The 18,538-nt window shown below is 73.3% G+C and carries 15 protein-coding genes and 1 pseudogene; 5 read left to right on the top strand and 11 right to left on the bottom strand.

The window, feature by feature from the left end; genetic code table 11:
* Position 1: 1 nt before the first annotated feature.
* Genes ACQP2F_RS30930 through ACQP2F_RS30940 form a run of 3 tightly spaced genes read right to left on the bottom strand, consistent with a single transcriptional unit; the run spans position 2 to position 3,422 of the window.
* The gene (locus ACQP2F_RS30930) at positions 2-1,846 is read right to left on the bottom strand and encodes a putative bifunctional diguanylate cyclase/phosphodiesterase (protein WP_433293566.1); all 1,845 of its coding nucleotides are present in this window, start codon (positions 1,844-1,846) and stop codon (positions 2-4) included.
* An 11-nt stretch (positions 1,847-1,857) separates the two neighbouring features.
* Complete coding sequence (locus ACQP2F_RS30935; protein ID WP_433293568.1) at positions 1,858-3,039, bottom strand: FIST signal transduction protein; 1,182 nt, start codon at positions 3,037-3,039, stop codon at positions 1,858-1,860.
* 38 nt (positions 3,040-3,077) lie between these two features.
* Complete coding sequence (locus ACQP2F_RS30940) at positions 3,078-3,422, bottom strand: SDR family oxidoreductase (protein WP_433293570.1); 345 nt, start codon at positions 3,420-3,422, stop codon at positions 3,078-3,080.
* Positions 3,423-3,584: 162 nt separating this feature from the next.
* On the opposite strand from ACQP2F_RS30940, the gene ACQP2F_RS30945 reads away from it, so the two are divergent.
* On the top strand, positions 3,585-4,301 hold the full coding sequence (locus ACQP2F_RS30945) for a hypothetical protein (RefSeq protein WP_433293572.1): 717 nt from the start codon (positions 3,585-3,587) through the stop codon (positions 4,299-4,301).
* 36 nt (positions 4,302-4,337) lie between these two features.
* Here ACQP2F_RS30945 and ACQP2F_RS30950 read toward each other — a convergent pair whose 3' ends face one another.
* From ACQP2F_RS30950 to ACQP2F_RS30965, 4 genes are all read right to left on the bottom strand, one after another.
* Positions 4,338-4,991 (bottom strand): response regulator, encoded by a 654-nt coding sequence (locus ACQP2F_RS30950; protein ID WP_433293574.1) that lies wholly within the window; start codon positions 4,989-4,991, stop codon positions 4,338-4,340.
* Complete coding sequence (locus tag ACQP2F_RS30955; protein WP_433307669.1) at positions 4,988-6,166, bottom strand: sensor histidine kinase; 1,179 nt, start codon at positions 6,164-6,166, stop codon at positions 4,988-4,990. The genes ACQP2F_RS30950 and ACQP2F_RS30955 overlap by 4 nt, the downstream gene beginning before the upstream one ends.
* Positions 6,166-6,990 carry a lysostaphin resistance A-like protein gene (locus tag ACQP2F_RS30960; protein ID WP_433293576.1) on the bottom strand — a complete coding sequence of 275 codons (825 nt, stop codon included), beginning with the start codon at positions 6,988-6,990 and terminating at the stop codon, positions 6,166-6,168. The genes ACQP2F_RS30955 and ACQP2F_RS30960 overlap by 1 nt, the downstream gene beginning before the upstream one ends.
* Positions 6,991-7,109: 119 nt before the next feature.
* Complete coding sequence (locus ACQP2F_RS30965; protein WP_433293578.1) at positions 7,110-7,673, bottom strand: winged helix-turn-helix domain-containing protein; 564 nt, start codon at positions 7,671-7,673, stop codon at positions 7,110-7,112.
* Positions 7,674-7,965: 292 nt separating this feature from the next.
* Here ACQP2F_RS30965 and ACQP2F_RS30970 point away from each other — a divergent pair.
* A pseudogene (locus tag ACQP2F_RS30970) lies at positions 7,966-8,154 on the top strand (hypothetical protein); the annotation flags it as partial.
* Between the two features lie 7 nt (positions 8,155-8,161).
* On the opposite strand, the gene ACQP2F_RS30975 reads toward ACQP2F_RS30970, so the two are convergent.
* On the bottom strand, positions 8,162-9,358 hold the full coding sequence (locus tag ACQP2F_RS30975) for an MFS transporter (protein WP_433293580.1): 1,197 nt from the start codon (positions 9,356-9,358) through the stop codon (positions 8,162-8,164).
* Between the two features lie 109 nt (positions 9,359-9,467).
* Positions 9,468-12,074 (bottom strand): S8 family serine peptidase, encoded by a 2,607-nt coding sequence (locus tag ACQP2F_RS30980; protein WP_433293582.1) that lies wholly within the window; start codon positions 12,072-12,074, stop codon positions 9,468-9,470.
* Between the two features lie 756 nt (positions 12,075-12,830).
* Between ACQP2F_RS30980 and ACQP2F_RS30985 the strand changes: the two genes are divergently transcribed.
* Entirely contained in the window at positions 12,831-13,277 is a 447-nt protein-coding gene (locus ACQP2F_RS30985) for a nitroreductase/quinone reductase family protein (RefSeq protein ID WP_433293584.1), read from the top strand.
* Between the two features lie 64 nt (positions 13,278-13,341).
* On the opposite strand, the gene ACQP2F_RS30990 is transcribed toward ACQP2F_RS30985, so the two are convergent.
* Complete coding sequence (locus tag ACQP2F_RS30990; RefSeq protein ID WP_433293586.1) at positions 13,342-13,527, bottom strand: hypothetical protein; 186 nt, start codon at positions 13,525-13,527, stop codon at positions 13,342-13,344.
* Here ACQP2F_RS30990 and ACQP2F_RS30995 point away from each other — a divergent pair.
* The gene (locus tag ACQP2F_RS30995; RefSeq protein ID WP_433293588.1) at positions 13,514-16,390 is read left to right on the top strand and encodes an Ig-like domain-containing protein; all 2,877 of its coding nucleotides are present in this window, start codon (positions 13,514-13,516) and stop codon (positions 16,388-16,390) included. The genes ACQP2F_RS30990 and ACQP2F_RS30995 overlap by 14 nt on opposite strands.
* Before the next feature lie 16 nt (positions 16,391-16,406).
* Here ACQP2F_RS30995 and ACQP2F_RS31000 read toward each other — a convergent pair whose 3' ends face one another.
* Positions 16,407-16,820: a cupin domain-containing protein gene (locus tag ACQP2F_RS31000; RefSeq protein WP_433293590.1), complete on the bottom strand. Its 414-nt coding sequence runs from the start codon at positions 16,818-16,820 to the stop codon at positions 16,407-16,409.
* A gap of 77 nt (positions 16,821-16,897) precedes the next feature.
* Between ACQP2F_RS31000 and ACQP2F_RS31005 the strand changes: the two genes are divergently transcribed.
* Complete coding sequence (locus ACQP2F_RS31005) at positions 16,898-18,538, top strand: DHA2 family efflux MFS transporter permease subunit (RefSeq protein ID WP_433293592.1); 1,641 nt, start codon at positions 16,898-16,900, stop codon at positions 18,536-18,538.

Consider the following 18,538-nt stretch of genomic DNA (forward strand, 5'->3'; position numbering starts at 1 on the left):
CCTACCCGGATCCGCTGCCCGACGCGGCCCCGCTCGCCGGGCTGGTCGCCTTCTTCGACGAGGCGGTCGACGTGCTTGTCGACGGCGTGCCCCGCAAGCGGCCGGACTCGCCGGTCGCCGACGTGATGAAGGACGAGTTCGGCGTCGCGTGACGCGGCCGGCCGGCGCCGGCGAACAGCCTCTCCGGGTCGGCCGGGCGGCCCAGGTGGTAGCCCTGGCCGAGGTCGCAGCCCAGCCGCCGCATGGCCGTCAGCTGGGCCGCCGTCTCGACGCCCTCGATCACGGTTCGCAAGCGCAGCGTCCGGGCCAGCTCGACCACGGCGCGGATCACGGCCACGTCCTCGACCGTGGGCGAGGCGTGCCCCATGAAGGAACGGTCGATCTTCAGCTCGTCCACCGGCAGCCGCTGCAGCAGCGAAAGCGACGAGTAGCCGGTGCCGAAGTCGTCGATGGACAGGCCGACCCCGATCGCCTTCAGCTCGGCCAGGTGGGCGATCGCCGTGGCCGGGTCGTTCATCAGCACCGACTCGGTCAGCTCCAGCGTCACGGCCGACGGCGGCAGACCGCAGTCCGCGAGCATGCCCCGCACGTCCGGCGCGAAGCCCGGATCGGCCAGCTGCCTTCCCGAGACGTTGACGCTGACCACCAGGCCCGGCATCGTGCGGCGCCAGCGGGCCGCCTGCTCACCGGCGCGGTGCAGGACCCAGCGGCCCAGATCGATGACGAGCCCGGTCTCCTCGGCCATCGGCAGGAAGTCGGCGGGCAGCGCGCGTACGCCATCGGGCTTGTCCCACCGCACCAGAGCCTCGACGCCGGCCATCGCGCCGTCGGCCAGGCGGATCAGCGGCTGGTACTGCAGGCGGAACTCGTCGCCGGCCAGGGCGCGCTGGAGGTCGGCGTTGAGGGTGAGCCGGGCCAGCGCCTCGGCGTGCATGTGCGGGGCGAAGACCACCACCTTGCCGGGACCGTCGGTCTTGGCCTGGTACATCGCCACGTCGGCGTTGCCGAGCAGATCGCCGGCGTCGGCCGGGGCCGTGTCGGTGCGGGTGGCGACGCCGATGCTGGCGCCGATGAAGACGTCGCGGCCGGCGACGCGGAACGGGCGGCGGACCGCGTCGATGAGGCGTTCGGCGATGGGTACGGCCTCGTCCGTCGCCGTGTCGTGCAGCAGCACCGCGAACTCGTCGCCGCCGATCCGGGCGCCGACGTCCCCGGGGCGCAGGCAGTGCCGGATGCGGGCGGCCACGAGACCGAGCAGCTCGTCGCCGGCCCGGTGCCCGAGGCTGTCGTTGACCGCCTTGAACCGGTCCAGGTCGATGAAGAGCACGCTGGCCGGGGCCGGTTCGCGTACCGTCTCCTCGAGCTTCTCCAGGAACAGCACCCGGGTCGGCAGCCCCGTCAGCGAGTCGTGCCGTGCCTCGCGCAGCGATTCGAGCGCCCGGCGCTCGGCCTGCAGCAGCCGGATGTTGGCCAGCGCCAGGCCGAGCGTCTGGGCCATGGCCTGCAGCAGCTGACGCTCCTCGGGGCCGAGCGCCTCGCCGGCCCGGGCGACCATGAGCCGGCCGTGGTCGCCGCCGCCGAAGCCGGCCTCGGCCACGAAGAGCTCGTCGAGGCCGGGCACCTCGACCGTGGCCGCCGGGCCCGAGCCGAGGGCGTCCTCGAGCACGTCGCCGCGTACGCCCCAGGCGACCTCGACCCGCCGGTCGCCGCTGAGCACCGCGCCGACCTCGGTTTCCAGGACCTCGCTGGCCCGCTCGATGGCGACCATCGCGGCCAGGCGCTCGTCGCGGGCCTCGCAGACGGCGGCGAAGAACTCGGTGAGCTGATGGGTGGACCAGTGGTTCACGGCTGTTCCCCTCAGGCCAGGGCCAGCGTGACCAACGTGAAGTGGTGCATGCCGAGCGCGCCGCGCAGGCGGGCGATCTCGCCGTTGGTGTAGAAGCCGCCGTACGGGACGTCGCCCAGTTCCTTGCTGATGCCGGCCACCTCCTGCTCGACGCCGTGGTCGCCGAGCGCCACCCGGCGGGCCGCGCAGTCGAAGGCGAGCACCCCCAGCGGTCGCGCGCCGCCGAGCCCGTCGACCGCCTGCACCGCCGACTCGCGCGCGCCGTCGACCAGCGCGCCGTGGTCGCTCTCCATGAGCCAGGCGAGGGCGCCCTGCGGGACGTCGGCGAGACACTTCAGCGAGCGGTCGGTACGGTCGCCGCCGTCCAGCAGCCGCATGTCGTGTCCGCTGCGCCGGGACAGCCCGAGCGGATGCTGGACGAGAAGCTCACGGAACGCCTGTTCGTCGTCGAGGACCGACTCGTCGAGGCCGAGCCGGCGCAGGACGACGTCGAGCGCGGGCTCGCCGTCGAGCTCGAAGACCCGGCCGTCGCGGCTGCTGGTCACCACCATCGCGTCCCCGGTCGTGTGCCAGCCGTGCGCGATGCCGACGCTGAGCGGCCGGTCGGAGCCGAGCGCGACGCCGATCGCCGCGTCGGTGAGGATCTCCACACCGTCGCGGCCGCCGTGGAACTGATAGGTCCGCACGTACGTGAGATGGTCGCCGGCGCAGCCACCGACCAGGGGCGCCGCCGCGCCGACCACCGAGAACGCGCCCCGGATGATCTCGTGCTGGTTGCCGGTCAGCCCGTCGCAGATCATCAGCAGCGCGCGGTGCGGCCGGTCCAGCTCGTCGAGGCCGGCCGCGATGGCGGCCCCGCCGGCGCGCGGATGGCCGGTCACGTCGCGGGCCACCCGCGTACGGACCTGGAAGCCGGAACCGCCGAGCGCGACCACCGCCACGCCGTCCCCGCTGACCTCGCCGGTGGCCATCTGCCCCGAGGTCGTGGCGCCGACGATCACGGTGCCGTCGGCGACCCGGGCGCGCACCGCGTCCAGCATCTCCGGCACGTGATAGCCGACCGAGCAGAACACGAACACGACCACCGGCGCACGCCCGGCGATCGCGGCGTCGGCGGCGGCCGCTCCGGCCGCGGCCGGATCGGGCAGGGTGCTGTGACCGGTGGCGAACCAGCGTTCCTCGGCGAGCGTCATGCCGGTTGCATCGGCGTTGCGGCCGCCGACTTTCGGTTTCAGGGCAGAATCGCGTCCACGTAGCCGCCGTCGACCCGTGCGGCTCCCCCGGTGGTCGCCGACGCCGGCGGCGACGCCGGATAGACCACCATGCTGGCGATCTCCTCCGGCTCGATCAGGCGCCGCAGCAGCGACTGCGGCCGGAACCTGCGCATGACGCGGCCACACCCCCGGTCGCGCATGCCCGGCGGGTAGGCCCGCGTGAGCCGTTCCGCCGCGAGCACGTTGACCTCGAAGCACCGCCGCCGCTCGTGGCCGCTGATCTCGAGGGCCGGTTGCGCCCCGAAGATGCCAAGGTGACGATCCCGCCCGCTCCGGCCGCCGTCCGCCGCGTGCCCGCTCACATCGGCGCCGCCCGGTCGGGCCGGCGTGCCCGTTGACCGCGGCGTGCCCACTCAGCGCCTCGCTCCCACTCACCGCGCCGCGGCTGCCCACATCGGCCCGGCCTCGCGGCACGCCGTCCGAAGCGGAAAAGGGGTGCGCGGGCTCAGCGGCGAAGGCCCAGAATGGAGGCCTTCACCGGGCCGGCCGAACCGGCCGGACCGGCCGGAGCCGCGGGAGGACGGGACGCCATGCAGGTGAGCGGACGGCGGGACGGGGAGCCACCCACGCCCGAGCAGATCGAGGAATGGCAGCGGCTCATGCAGCCGCCGGAGAACGAGCTTCCGGCGGGGGTCGGCGTGACCGCGGTGCTCGGCCGGACCGACGACGCGGCGGTCGGGATCACCCAGGTCGAGGCGTTCTCGGGTGGGTTCCGGTTCACCCTCGCGGTGCGGCTGCGCACGCCGGTGCCGGATCACCCGGGCGGCCTCTTCCACCTGGTCAACACCCACCCGCACCCGGCGTCGCAGGTTGCGGTGGAGGAGCGCCTGCTCTTCGGGATCGAGTACGCCGACGGCCGCCGCGCCTCGACGCTCGACCACCGGGATCCGTGGGCGAGCCGGCCGCTGGTGCTGATGCAGCAGGGCGGCGGGGGCGGGGACACGAGCGTGGACCAGGGCTACTGGGTGGCTCCGCTGCCGCCGGAGGGGCCGGTGACGTTCGTGCTGTCCTGGCCCCGCTTCGGGATCGCCGAGGCGCGGGCCGAGGTCGACGGCGGGCTCATCCGCGACGCCGCCGGGCGCAGCGAGGTGCTCTGGCCGCCGCCGCCACGGGCCGAAGCGGTCGAGCCGCCGCCACCGCCGCGGCCGGCGACCGGGTGGTTCGCCGAGCCGTCCGGCTGACACTCACGTCACCAGGCCGAGCCGCCGGGCTGACGCTCACGTCACCAGGCCGTGCCGGTAGGCGTAGACGACGGCCTGGACGCGGTCGCGCAGGTCGAGCTTGGTCAGGATCCGGGAGACGTACGTCTTGACCGTCTCGTGGCTGATGACCAGCGCCGCCGCGATCTCGCCGTTGGAGAGCCCCTCGGCGATCAGGCGCAGCACCTCGCGCTCGCGCGGGGTGAGCGGGCTGTACCCGGGCGTGCCGTCGGCGGGCCGGATCCGGGCCGCGTACCGGCCGACCAGCTGCCGGGTCACCTCGGGGTCGAGCAGCGCCGCGCCGGTCGCCACCGTGCGGATGCCGGACAGCAGCTGGGCCGGCGGGGCGTCCTTGAGCAGGAAGCCGCTGGCCCCGGCGCGCAGGGCCTCGTAGACGTACTCGTCGAGGTTGAAGGTCGTCACGACCAGCACCTTGACCGGGTCCGCCACCCCGGCGCCGGCCAGCAGGCGGGTGGCCTCGATCCCGTCGAGCACCGGCATCCGGACGTCCATCACCACGACGTCCGGGTGCGTGCGGGCGGCGAGGTCGACCGCCGACCGGCCGTCGCCGCACTCGGCGACCACCTCCATGTCGGGCTGGGCGCCGATGATCGTGGTGAAGCCGGTGCGGATCAGGGCCTGGTCGTCGCAGACCAGCACGCGGATGGTCATGCGCCGCCGCCACCGGCCGGGATCCGGGCCCGCACCACGAAGCCGCGACCGGCATCCCAGCCGGCACTGAACTCGCCGCCGAGCACGCCGACCCGCTCGCGCAGGCCGGCCAGCCCCCGGCCGCTGCCGCCGATCCCGGCCGCCGCCCCACCGAGGGCCGCCGCCCCACCTAGAGTGGTGACCGACACCGTCACCTCGCCGTCGCCATGCCGGACATGCACGCTCGTCGCGCTCCCATGTGCGTATTTAAGGGCATTTGTCAGCGCCTCCTGCACCACTCGGTAGGCGGCTACCTCGGCACTTCCGCCGGGGAAAGAACGACCCTCCCCGACGACCTCGAGGGAGACCGGCTGCCCCGCCCGCCGCGTCTGCTCCACGAGAGCCGAGAGGTCACCCAGAGCCGGCGTGCGCGACCCCGGCGTACCGTGGCCGGGATCGAGCAGGTCGAGCAGGTGCCGCAGGTCGCTGATCGCGTGCCGGCCGGTGTCGGTGACCGCGGTGAGCGTCGCGTCGAGCTTCTCCGGCGCGGCCGTCAGGTAGCGCGCCGCCTCGGCCTGCACGACCATCGCGGTCACGTGGTGGGTCACCACGTCGTGCAGCTCGCGGGCGATCCGCGTACGCTCCGCCGTCCTGGTCGCCTCGGCGACGTGCCGGCGGCGTTCGTCCTCGGCCGCGCGCGAGAGCCGCAGCCATTCGCCCAGCCCCCAGGCCACCCCCAGCACCAGGTAGAACGAGACGAACCCGGCGGGACCCTCGGTCGAGCCCCGCCGATCCAGGGCGACCGCGAGCGGCACGTACGCGATCGAGAACGCCCCCGCCACCAGGAAGCGGCGCCGGGGCTGGTGCGCCGCCACGCTGAGCAGCGCGATCGGCAGCGCCGTTCCGGCCACCGTGTGATAGCCGCGGATCTGGTCGAGGGCGAACCCCAGGTAGACCAGCGCGAGGCAGAGGGCGGGCCACCGGCGGCGCAGCGCGAGCGGCAGGCATTCCAGGGCGATCACCAGGTACGCGAGCGCGTCGAACGGCCGGTTGGTCAGGTCGCCGACCTCGGTGCCGTGCCCGCGCCAGGCCGGGACGAACGACGCGACGGCCAGCGCCACGGCGAAGGCGCCGTCCCGGACCGTGACGTCGAGCGTGCGCCACAGGCCCGGGAGGCGCCGTCCGATCGCCGCGATCACCGGGCGAGCGTAGCGGCCGGAGTCGCCCGGCGGCGGCGCGGCACGATGTGGCCGCGGCGGCGGGCCAGCCACATGAACGCGGCCGTCACCAGCAGGCCGGCCAGCACCGAGTAGACGCTCGCCTCGGGCCCGAACTCGCCGCCGGTCAGCGCCGTGGAGCCGGACGTGGTCCCGTGCAGAAGTCCGTCCGGCGAGTCGCTGCCGGAGACCTCGGTGCCGAAGATCGCGCCCTCGGCGAGGTTCCAGCCGAAATGCAGGCCGATCGGCAGCCACAGGGTGCGGGTCGCGGCGTACGCGGCGGCCAGCATGCCCCCGGCCTCGATCGCGATAGCGATCGCGCCCCAGAGGCTCGCGTGCGGGTTGAGCAGGTGGGACAGGCCGAAGAGCAGGCCGGTGAGGCCGAGCGCGAGCCAGGTGCCGAGGCGCTCCTCGACGATCCGGAACAGCACCCCGCGGAAGATCAGCTCCTCGGTGGTGGCGGCCGCGGCCATGAAGCCGATCAGCGCGATCGCTCCCCCGGCCGATCCGGCGCCGGCCGAGTAGCCGCCGAGCAGCGCGATGTTGGCGATCACGGCGGCGAACAACCCGATGCCGAGCAGGGTGCCGCGGCCGAGGGCGCTCGCGGCGCCCGGGAGGGCGATCTCGGCCGGGGCGCGTCGCTCGGTCCGGCGCACGATCCAGCCGTACGCGAAGAGCGCCGCGACCGCCGTGGCCAGGCCGAGGATGAGCGTGCCCGCCGGATTCCAGCCCGCCGCGCCGACGGCGAGGCTCCCGAGGAAAGCGACGACTCCGACGACCACCAGCTGCTTCACCAGTCGCATGACGACTCCCGTTCCCGGTGCCGCGACCCGGTGCCGCGGACATCCGGAACGCTAGGGATCAACGCCGGTCGAATCGTCACCGTGCGGTGGACACTTGCCGGTAGCTCGCGCGGGGGACGTCAGGCGTACCGGACGCCGAGCGCATGGCGGCCGGGGTGCCCCTCGTAGAGCCGGCAGGCCCGCTCGTGCGGGCAGGACGGGTACCCGTTGATCTCGGAGGCGCGCAGCGTCCACCGGATCCACCACCCGGTCGCCACCGTGCGCCGGCCGAGGGCCGCGTGGGCGCCGGCGTGCGTGTGCTCGAGCTCGCAGCGCACCGCCGTGGCCGGCTCATGACCCGGCCACGGCCGGCGGTCGAGCCAGGCCAGCTGGGACGGGTCGAGCTCGAGCCGGGCCGGGCAGCGGCCCGGGCCGGCGACCGCGGCGCCGGCCACGAAATGCCCGGCGCCCTTGCGCGAGGTGATCAGCCCGTCGTGCTGGAGGCGGCGCAGCGCCGACTGGACGGTGGCCCGGGCGACCTGGTGGCGGGCGGCGAGCTCGTGCTCCGACGGCAGCTTGGCCCCGGCGGCCAGCCGCCCGTCGAGGATCTGGTCGCGGAGCCCGTCGGCGATCAGCCGGTACGGTGCGGTCGTCACCATGGCGCCGATCGTCACCTGGCTGGTCAGGTGGCGACAAGTACGCACCCGCGAACCCTTTGGGATGCACGCCCGGACGCTGGAGCTGCTCGCTCTTCGCGGTGCGGCCGATCCGTTCCTCGGGCATGGCGTCAAGCTGCCCGGCTGGCATTTCGGGTTCCGCGAGCGCCGGGTCGACTTCACCGGGCGCGCGCATCGAGCGAGGTCCAGGCCGTCGGTCTCACCCTTCCCCCGCGGCCGGCCGACCACCCGCCGGCCCCCGGCTTCGACGTGGTCGACGAGCGCGGCGCGATGATGGTGGCGCCCATGCCGGCGGCGTCTTCCGGATCGCCGGCTACGACAGGACCGCGCCGCCGCGCAGACCGATCCTGTCGGCTTCGTCGAGACTCCCGACCTTCTGGTGATCGACGAGACCCAGCGAGTCCCGGACCTCCTCCTGGCCATCAAGGCCGCCGTCGGCCAGGATCCTCGACCCGGTCGCTATCTGCTGACGGGGTTGTCGCGGCTGTTCGGCCCGGCCGCAGCGCCCGCTTGAGTCAGCGCGGCGCGGTCGCCGGGGGCTCGAGGACGGCCGGGGTCGTGCCGCTCAGCCGGCGCAGCGAGCGCACCACCGGGATCGTCGCCAGCAGGCCGAGCACCGGGATCACGAACGCCGTACGCAGCCCGATCGGGTCGGAGAGCGCGCCCAGCAGGACGGCGCCGACCAGCGCGCCGCCGTAGTTGAAGAGGTTCACCCGGGCGATCACCTCGTCGCTGTGGCCGGGCGACGCCTCGCCGGCCGCGCTGAACGCCAGCGGGACCAGGACGCCGACGCCGATGCCGGTCAGGGCGAAACCGGCGATCGCCACCGGGATCGACGGGACGGCCACCACCAGGCCGCAGCCGAGCGCGCAGACCAGCAGGCAGCCGACCGCCGCCGTGGCTCGGCCGACGCGCGGCACCACGTGGTCGCCGGCCAGCCGGGAGAGCAGGACGGCGGCCTGGTAGGCGGCGTAGCCGAGCGGGACGACGGCCGCCGTGGCGAGCAGGGTGTCGTCGAGGTAGACCGAGCTCCACGTGCTGACCGCGGAGTCGGCCAGGAACGCGGTGAAGATGAAGGCGCCGCAGATCCAGACGACGTGGCGGGTGCCGCCGTGGCGCTTGCCGCCGGTCAACTCGGGCATCACCGTGCGGGCCGGCTCGAACGAGGAGAAGCCGAGCAGGACCACCGCGGCGGCGATCAGGGCGGCGGCGCCCACCGCGAGCGCGGCGCCACCGCCGGAGGCGGCGAAGCCGGACATCAGCAGGGCGGCGGTGATGGCGGCGGCGGTGTAGGCGGCGAAGAGGCGGCTCATCACGCTGCGGCCCAGCCGGGCCTGGACCAGGACGCCCTGCATGCTGAGGCTGGCGTCGACCGCGCCGAGCCCGATCCCGTACGCGATGAGAATGATCGTGAAGAGCGCGGTGGGCGTGGGGAAGGTGGTCAGGGCGAGCCCGGCCGAGACCGCGAGCAGGCCGCCGCCGAGCGCGTACCGGCTGCCCCAGCGGGCGGCGGCCCGGTCGGCCAGGACCGAGCCGCCCGCCGCCGCGACGCAGACCAGCAGCAGGATGACCGAGACGAAGGCGTCGCCGATGTGCTGGCGGGACTTGAACGCGGGAAGCGCGGTGACCACGGCCGCGTAGCCGAAGCCCTGTGCGGCGTAGCCGGCGCCGATCCACACGGCGCGCCGGGCGCCGCTCACGTCGTTCCGCATCAACGGATCATCCTCGGTGACGGTCCGGCCGGAAAGGCCGGACACGAAAATGCCCGCCGTCCGCGAGGGACGACGGGCAGCTTCGTACCCGGTCAGAGCTCGGGACGGGTCAGCCGAGGTCGGAGTAGGCGAACGCCGACGCGGCGGTGAAGCGGGAACGCGCGCCCGTGCTGGCGGTGAACGACACCCAGGTCGGTCCCTCGGCCGAGGCGGCCGGCACGGTGCAGCTGTACGCCGTGGCCGCGCCGGTGCCCTGCTTCACGCAGGTCGCCGGGTTGTCGCCGAAGCGGAACTCGGTCGCGCCGGAGAGCTCGCCGCCGACGATCTTGATGGTGACCTTCTTGCCGCCGGCCACGACGTCGCTCGACGCCGACATGCTGGTGATCACCGGCACGTACGGGATGCTGACCGGCTCGCCCGCGAACGTGTCGTGCACCAGGCTCACCGTGGCCGCGTCGGTCGTACCGGCCGGGATCGTGATCTTGACGTGGGTCTCGTCCCCGCCCCAGGCCGTCACCAGGCGCACCTTGCCGGCCATCGCCACCACGTTCTCGGCCGCGAACGCCTTGGCGTCGGCGCCGACCGTCCCGCCCGTCACCTCGAGGGTGAGGACCGTGCCGCCGTTGGCCTTCGCCGCCGCACCCTCCGGCAGCACCAGGCCGAGCGCCGCCCGGTAGGTGACCTTCGCGTTCGGGGCGTCGCCGCTGAGGCCGCCGGACGTGCGCACCGCGACCGCGGCCGGGCCGTTCTCGCCGGGCGGAGTGACCGCGGTGATCTTCGTGGCCGAGTTGACCGTGAAGCTGGTCGCGTTGACGCCACCGAAGGTGACCGCGGACGGGTCGCCCGGGTCGACGCCGGCGAAACCGGCGCCGGTGATGACGACCGTGGTGCCGCCGGCGCCGCTGACCTTGTTCGGGCTCACCGCGGTCACCGCCGCCGTGTAGTTGACGGCCGAGGTCGAGACCGGGCCGGGCACGCCGTCGTGGAAGAGCTGCAGGTGCACCGAGTTGGCGTTGGTGGTGGCCGGCGCGGTGACCTTCAGGTGGGTCTCGTCGATCCAGGCCAGCGGCGCGACGTTGGCGCCGAGCCGGGCGGTGATCTTCTCGGCCGCGAAGTCCTTCGCCGAGGCGCCGACGGTGCCGCCGGAGACGGTGACGGTGATGGTCGTGCCGCCGGCGACCTTGGCCGGGACGCCGTCGTCGAACTCGGCGCTCAGCGGCGCGCGGTAGGTGAACTTCGCGGTGCCGGTGCTGGTGCCGATCGCGTTGACCGCCTTGACCAGAACCTGGCCGGTGCCGGCCGGGGCGAAGGCGGTGATCTTGCTGGCCGACTCGACGACGAACGAGGTGGCCGGGGTGTCGCCGAACAGCACGGCGTTCGGGTCGGCCGGGTCGAGGCTGGTGAAGCCGGTGCCGCTGATGCTCACCGACGCGCCGCCGTCGGTCGACCCGACGGCCGGGGAGACGGCGGTGACGGTGGGCGCCTTGGTCGCGGCGGCGGGCGTCGGGGTCACGGTGGGTGCGGGGGTGGTCAGACCGGCTCCCGCGTACGTGAGGGTGGCGGCCGCGTCGACCAGGCCGGCGCCGAACATGTCGTCCCGGCCCGGGTCGCCCAGGTCCTGGGCCTTGGCGGTGATCAGGCCACGGACCCCGGCCGCGTACGCCTCCGGCTGGTACGCCTTGACCAGGGCCGCGACGGCGGCGACGTGGGGCGACGCCTCCGAGGTGCCGGACGCCAGCATCCAGCGCTCGCCCGGGGCGGCCTGGATCACGCCCACGCCCGGAGCGGCGATGTCGACCTGCTCCCCGTACTCGCTGAAGGTCGCCTTGGTGTTCGCGGAGTCGGTCGCCGCGACGCACAGCACCGTGTCGTAGGCGGCCGGATACATGACCGGATTGCCCTGCTCGGCCGAGTTGCCGGCCGCGGCCGCGACCACGACCTGCTTCGACTCGGCGTAGGCGATGGCGTCACTGAGCGCCGGGGTGCCGCTGCCGCCGAGCGAGATGTTGAGCACCTGGGCGCCGTGGTCGACCGCCCACATGATGCCGGCGGCCATGGCGTCGACCGGGCAGGACCCGGCGGCGTCGCAGACCCGAACCGGCAGGATCTTCACACCCGGGGCGACACCGGCCATCCCGTACGCGTTGCCGGCCGTCGCCGCGATGATCGACGCGATGCCGGTGCCGTGCCCGTTCAGATCATTCGTCCCGTCCCCGCTCCCGGCGATGAAGTCGGCGCCGGCCAGCACCTTCCCGGCCAGGTCGGTGACCTTGGCGACGCCGGTGTCGATGACGCCGACGGTCACTCCCGCGCCGGTGGTGGCCGTGTTCGCGGCGGGCGCCTTGATCGCGTCCAGCCCCCACTGCTGCGGCCGGAACGGGTCGGCGCCGGTCGCCATGATCGTCGCCGCCGGGCTGGTGCCGTCGACCTGGACACCGTGGCCGGCCAGCACCGACTGGGCCGACGCCGAGACCGCGACCTCCTTGGCCGGATCGGGGGCGTTGAGGCCGGCCACGCTGGCGGCCGTCACGGACGGCGGAGCGGCCGTTGCCGCCGTTGCGGCCGTTGCGGCCGTTGCGGCCGACGAGGCCGACGAGGCCGGCGCGGCTGGCGCGGCGACGCTCGGGGAAGCGAGAACGGGGGACGCGCCACCGGCGGTGACGGCCGCCGCGACGGCGACCGCGAGGGTGGTGGACCGGCGGAGGTTGTGTGCCATGGTCGCGAGAATCGGTCGGGTGGCGGCAACCATGAGACTTCTCGGTTCCCGGAAGGGTTTCGGTTGAGGGCCGCTCGTCGGCGCTCGGGGCGTCGTGCTGCCTGATCCGCCGCCCCTGATCCGCCGCCCCTGACCCACCGCCCCTGACCCACCGCCCCTGACCCACCGCCTCCCCCGCCCCGTTCACTGGGTGGGCCGAGTGAAGCGGACGGGTCTGACACTTTCTGCGCGTTGTCCACTGCGGGCTGCGGTCAACACGCGGAACCGACAGGGGTTGGGTCGCTCGAATCGTGGGCGATGAAGAGTTCGTGCGTCCTGGGCGCACAATCTCTACAAGATCTGACGGTGGGCGGTTGCCGGCGGCTCACGAGGGGCGTCGGCACGGGATGGGGAATCGGCGGTTTGCCCGGCGCTTCACTGCGCTGGGCATCGCCGGCCCGGCGGCACGACGCTGGGCGACGCGCGGACAACGGGAACAACGGCGACTGCCACGGCGCGGACAGTGCGAACTGAGGCTTGGCGACGCGCCTCGAGCAACGCGAACGTCACAAAGCAACCGCGACAGGGCGCGACGCAACGCAGGGGCGCCGCTACAAATGCGCCGCCGCAAAAGCGCGGGGCCACAAAGCGCGGCGCCACAAAGCGCGACGCGACATGGAGAGACGCGGCACCTGCGGGGCGAGCGCTAAGCGGCAACCGAACCGCGCGGTCCGGTCGGGGCAGCGGACACCGTGCCCGGCGAGCACAATCACCCCCGTGACCTTTGATACTCGTAAGGGGACCCGCGGCAGCCGGGCGCCCGGTGGCAAGCTCTACGCCTGGGCCAACAAGATGGCCATCGGGCGGGTCAAGCGCAAGAGCGACGGGCCGATGCTCGTGCTCACCACGGTGGGGCGTAAGACGGGCGCCACGCGGGAGTCGGCGTTGCGGTGGGTGGCGGGGGCGGACGGCGGGTGGATCGTCGTGGCGTCGGCCAACGGGTCGATCTCGAATCCGGCCTGGTACTACAACCTCGCGGCCCAGCCCGATGTGACGATCACCGTGGGCGGGCGGACGGTGCCGGTCACCGCGCGGCAGTTGCACGGGGACGAGCGGGCCGACGGGTGGCGGCGGATGGTCGAGGCGGCGCCGCGGTTTGCGGGATATGCCAAGAAAACGGACCGCGAGCTTCCGGTCATCCTGCTGACGGAGCGGTCCGCCTGACCGTTCGGCCACTGTGGATCGTGTACGACCGGCGGCGAGACTGAGCCTCAGGGATCGAGGGGGCTCAGATGCGGTCGAGGCTGGGAACGGTTCTGATCACGGCGGCGATGACCATCACGGCGAGCGGGGCGGCAGCATCCGCGGCAAGCGCGCCGGCATCCGCGGCGGGAGCGGCAAGCGCAGCGGGAGCGGCGGGAGCGGCAAGCGCAGCGGCAGCGGCGGCCACCTCGACGCCGGTGGCGAGCGTCAACTTCCAGCCGGCCTCGTCGGCGGTTCCGGCGGGGTGGACGGCGGACACCGGCGCGGCCTACACGGCGGCGCGCGGCTCGGGCTGGGTGCGGCAGGACAACGGCGCGACGCTCGATCTGACGCGGAACACGCGCGACCGGGCGCGTGCGGGCGTCGACCCGCTGCGGAACACGCTCATCCACCTCCAGTACGGCGATACCGGCGGCACCAACGGCGTCGCGACCGCGGGCGCCTGGCAATACGCGGTGCCGCCGGGCACGTACACGGTCACGGTCTCGGCCGGCGATCAGGCGCCCTATGACAGCACCCACGTCGTGCGGGTCGAGGGTGTCACGGCGATCGATCACTTCAAGGGCACCACGGCCGCCGAGTTCACCTCCGGCACGGTCACCGTCCCGGTCGCCGACGGGCTGCTCACGGCCGACGCCATCGGGGGCACCAACACCAAGGTCAACTACATCCAGATCACCAAGATCTCGTACGACTCCAGCGCACCACCCGCACCCACCGGGACGACCGCCGCCGCGGGCGACCACCAGGTCGCGCTCGCCTGGACCGCCGGCACCGCCGCCGACCAGCTCGTCTACCGCGTCTACCGGGACGGCGCGAGGCTAGCCCTGACGACCGCCCCGGCGTTCACCGACACCACCGTCGCCAACGGGACGGCGCACACGTACGCCGTCACCGCGATCGACACCTCCGGCAACGAGTCCGCTTTGTCCGGATCAGCGTCCGCGACCCCGACGGCCCTGAGCGTCAAGGTCAACTTCGCGGACCAGGCGACCGCTCCCCCGGCCGGCTACCTGACCGATTACGGCCAGCCCTACGGCGCCCGCGGGAAAGGGCAGACCTACGGGTGGACGAACCTCGACGAGGGCACCCCGCTCAGCCTGGTCGGCAACGGCCGCAACCGGGGCACGGCGGCCAACGCGGACGTACGCCTGGCCACGTTCATCCACACGCAACTGCCCGCGGGCTCGGCCGGCGTGCTGACCCCGGGCCGCTGGGAGCTGGCGGTCCCGAACGGCCTCTACACGGTCACGGCGGTCGTCGGCGACGCGGGCACGGCGGTCAACAGCGTGCACTACCTGAACATCGAGGACCAGAACGGCGTCGCCGCCTTCGTCCCGAGCGCCACGAGCAAGTTCGCCACCGCGACCCGTACAGTCACGGTCGCCGACGGGAAGCTGACGCTGAGCCCGCAGGCCGGCACCAACTCCAAGTTCGACTACGTGGACGTGGCGAGTGTCCCGGCGCCGGCCGCCACCCCGGCCGTCCGCACCACCACCCCGGCCAACCTGGCGACCGGCGTCGACCCGACCGCCAGCGTCGTGGCCGACCTGCGCCTGTTCGCGGGCGGCGTCGACCCGTCCACGCTGACCTCGTCGTCGGTGCGGCTCACCCGGGTGTCGGACGGCGCCGCCGTGGACATCAACGCGATCACCAGCGGCGGCGGGGACGTCATCAACGCCTCGCCGCGGGCGCCGCTGGCCGCGCAGACCCTCTACCGGCTGGAGATCACGCCGGCCGTCAAGGACGTGGCCGGCAACGCGTTCGCGCCCTACTCGATGGTCTTCACCACCGGCGCGACGACCGGAGGCGGCGGCCCGGTGGCGTTCGACAAGGTGGCCAGCGGTGCGGTCGCCGCCGCGTACACGAGCGTGGTGAAAGGCCCCGACGGCCGGCTCTATGCCGCCACCCTCGACGGTCACATCTATCGCTATCCGATCAACGCCGACGGAACGCTCGGCACGGCGACGGTGATCGACACCGTCCGGAATCATGCGACGTCCGCCGGCCTGCCCGGCGCGCCCAACCGCACCGTCATCGGTCTCGCCTTCGACCCCGCGTCGACCGCGGCCGCACCGGTCCTGTGGGTGAGCGACAACTACGAGTTCGTCGGCGCCTACGACGTGCCCGACTGGTCCAGCAAGATCGCCAAGCTGACCGGCGCCAACCTCGGCACCTACACCGAGGTGGTCACCAACCTGCCGCGCTCGGTGAAGGACCACGAGACCAACTCGATCGCCTTCGGCCCCGACGGCGCGCTCTACTTCACCCAGGGCGCGAACAACGCGATGGGCGCGCCCGACTCGGCGTGGGGCAACCGGCCCGAGCACAAGCTCAACGCGGCCGTCCTGCGCCTCGACCTGACGAAGCTGCCGGCCACGCTGCCGCTGGACGCGAAGACCGAGGACGGCGGCACCTACAACCCGGCGGGCACGAATGCGCCGCTCACCCTCTACGCGACGGGGGTGCGCAATGCCTACGACCTGGTCTGGCACCGCAACGGGCATCTCTACACGCCGACCAACGGCTCGGCCGCCGGCGGCAACACGCCCGCCTCCAGCGCGAGCTGCCCCAGCTACACCGGCCCGGTCGTCCCCGCGATCACGAACAACGGCCAGGCCGAGACCGACTACGTCTTCGACGTGAAGCGGGGCCGCTACTACGGTCACCCGAACCCGACGCGCTGCGAGTTCGTGCTGGCCGGCGGCAACCCGACGGCCGGCACCGACCCGTTCCAGGTGAACGCCTACCCGGCCGGCACGCTGCCCGACGCCAACCTCGACCTGGCCGGCATCTACGACGCCGGCCTGCACGCCTCGGCCGACGGCGTGATCGAGTACCGCGGCGGTGCGCTGGACGGCAAGCTGCTGATCGTCCGCTACTCCGACGGCCAGGACATCGAGACCTTCGACGTGGCCGCCGACGGGAAGCTCGCCAACCGCTCGACGGGCATCACCGGGTTCACCGGTTTCAGCCAGCCGTTGGACCTGACCGAGGACACCGCGAACGGCAACCTGTACGTGACCGAGCTCGGCGGCAACCGCATCACCCTGCTGCGGCCGCGCCCCGCCTGACCTTCCTCGGCCGGGCTCAGGCCGGCCCGGCTTCCACCGTCGGCGTCCACGCACCTTCCGCGAGAATCTCGGCCTCCCCCACACCGGGCCACGGCGGCATCGTCACCCCGACGGCGGTCAGCGCCTCGCCGGAGGTCGACCGGAACTGGAACGCGGTGCCGACCGGAATGGTGACCGACGTGCCGGCCCGGACGTCGTCCACCGCCTCCTGATCGCCCTGCCGGCGCCACATCTGGCCGGCGCCGGAGACGAAGTACCAGATCTCGGAGACCGTGCGGTGCCGTACCGGCACCGAGGTGGCGCCCGGTCCCAGCGAGAAATGCGCGAGACCACCGGCCTCCAGCCCCACCAGGATCCGCACCTGCGAACCGTCCGGGGCGACGGCATCGACCGGCGCGGCGAGCTGCTTGGTCGCGAAGCGAGGGTTCATGTCCGACTCCAGTGCGCTTGTCTGGTACGGCCGGGAGGTTGACGATGGGCCGAGGATCTCAGGGAAGAGCTGCCGACATGACATCACCGAACGTCGCCGCGGAGCGGCGGTACAGCCCCTGGCTCGTGCTGGTCGCGCTCTGCCTCGGGTTCTTCATGATCTTGCTCGACACGACGATCGTCAACATCGCGATCCCGCAGATGAGCGAGCACCTCGACGCGTCGTTGTCGGATGTGCTGTGGATCATCAATGCGTACATCTTGACGTACGCGGTCCTGCTCATCACGGCCGGGCGGCTCGGTGACCTGTACGGGCCCAAGCAGCTCTTCCTCGTGGGTCTGGTGATCTTCACGGCGGCGTCGGCCGCGTGCGGGTTCGCGCAGAACCCGGAGCAGCTCATCATCTTCCGGGTGGTGCAGGGGGTCGGCGGGGCGCTGCTGACGCCGCAGACGCTGTCGGTGCTGACGGTGATCTTCCCGCCGGACAAGCGGGGCGCGGCGTTCGGCATCTGGGGCGCGGTCGCCGGTGTGGCCACGCTGGCCGGGCCGGTGCTCGGCGGGTGGCTGGTCACCGACTTCGGGTGGCGGTGGATCTTCTTCGTGAACGTGCCGGTCGGGGTGCTGACCATGGTGCTGGCCGCGATCGTCATGCCCAACCTGCGGCCGCAGCGCAAGCACCGGCTGGACTGGGTCGGCACCGCCCTGGTCACCGTCGGGCTCTTCCTGGTGACGTTCGGGCTGATCGAGGGGCAGTCGCACGACTGGGGCGCGGTCTGGGGGCCGATCACCATCGTGGAGATCATCGTCGCGGGCGTGGTGGTGCTCGGCCTGTTCGCCGTGCATCAGTGGACGCAGCAGCGCAACGAGCCGCTCGTGCCGTTCGAGATCTTCCGGGACCGCAACTTCTCGGTGATGAACTTCGTCGCGGGCTCGATCGCGTTCGGCATGCTCGGGCTGTTCCTGCCGCTGACCATCTACCTGCAGTCGGTGCTCGGCCTGTCGGCGCTGCAGGCCGGGCTGACCACGGCGCCGATGTCGCTGATCTCGATGTTCATCGCACCGGTGGCCGGCCGGGCCGCCGACCGGCTCGGCGGCAAGTGGATCCTGTTCGCCGGGCTGTCGCTGTTCTCCACCGGCATGGGCATCCTCATCGCGTCGTCGCACGTCGGCTCCAGCCGCCTGCACCTGCTGCCGGGCCTGATCGTGGCCGGCGTCGGGCTGGGCCTGACGTTCGCGCCGCTGCAGACGATCGCGATGCGCAACGTCGAGCCCCGGATGGCCGGCGCCGCCTCCGGCATGATCAACACGACCCGCCAGCTCGGCGGCGTGATCGGCGCCGCCGCGGTCGGCGCCCTGCTGCAGGCGCAGCTCTCCACCCACCTCAAGGACGCGGCGGTGGCCAACGCGAGCCAGCTGCCGCCGCAGTACCGGCCGCAGGTGCTCGACGCGCTGAGCAACGTCTCGTCGGGCAGTCAGGACATCGCCGGCGGCCAGATCGGCACCGCCCTGCCGCCGGGCCTCCCCGAGCAGGCCAAGGCCGCGCTGAACGCGTTCTTCACCCTGGTCTTCCACGAAGGCTTCGTCGGCGCCATGCGGGTCACGCTGTGGCTGCCGATCGCCGTCATGGGCTGCGCGGCGCTCTCCGTCCTGCTGGTCCGGCGGCGGCGGCGCACGGCGGCCCCGGCCGCGGAGCCCGAGGCGGCCCCGGTCGCGACGTAG

Origin of the sequence: Actinoplanes sp. CA-030573 (assembly GCF_050951115.1) — a bacterium.
In the GTDB taxonomy this organism is placed as follows: domain Bacteria; phylum Actinomycetota; class Actinomycetes; order Mycobacteriales; family Micromonosporaceae; genus Actinoplanes.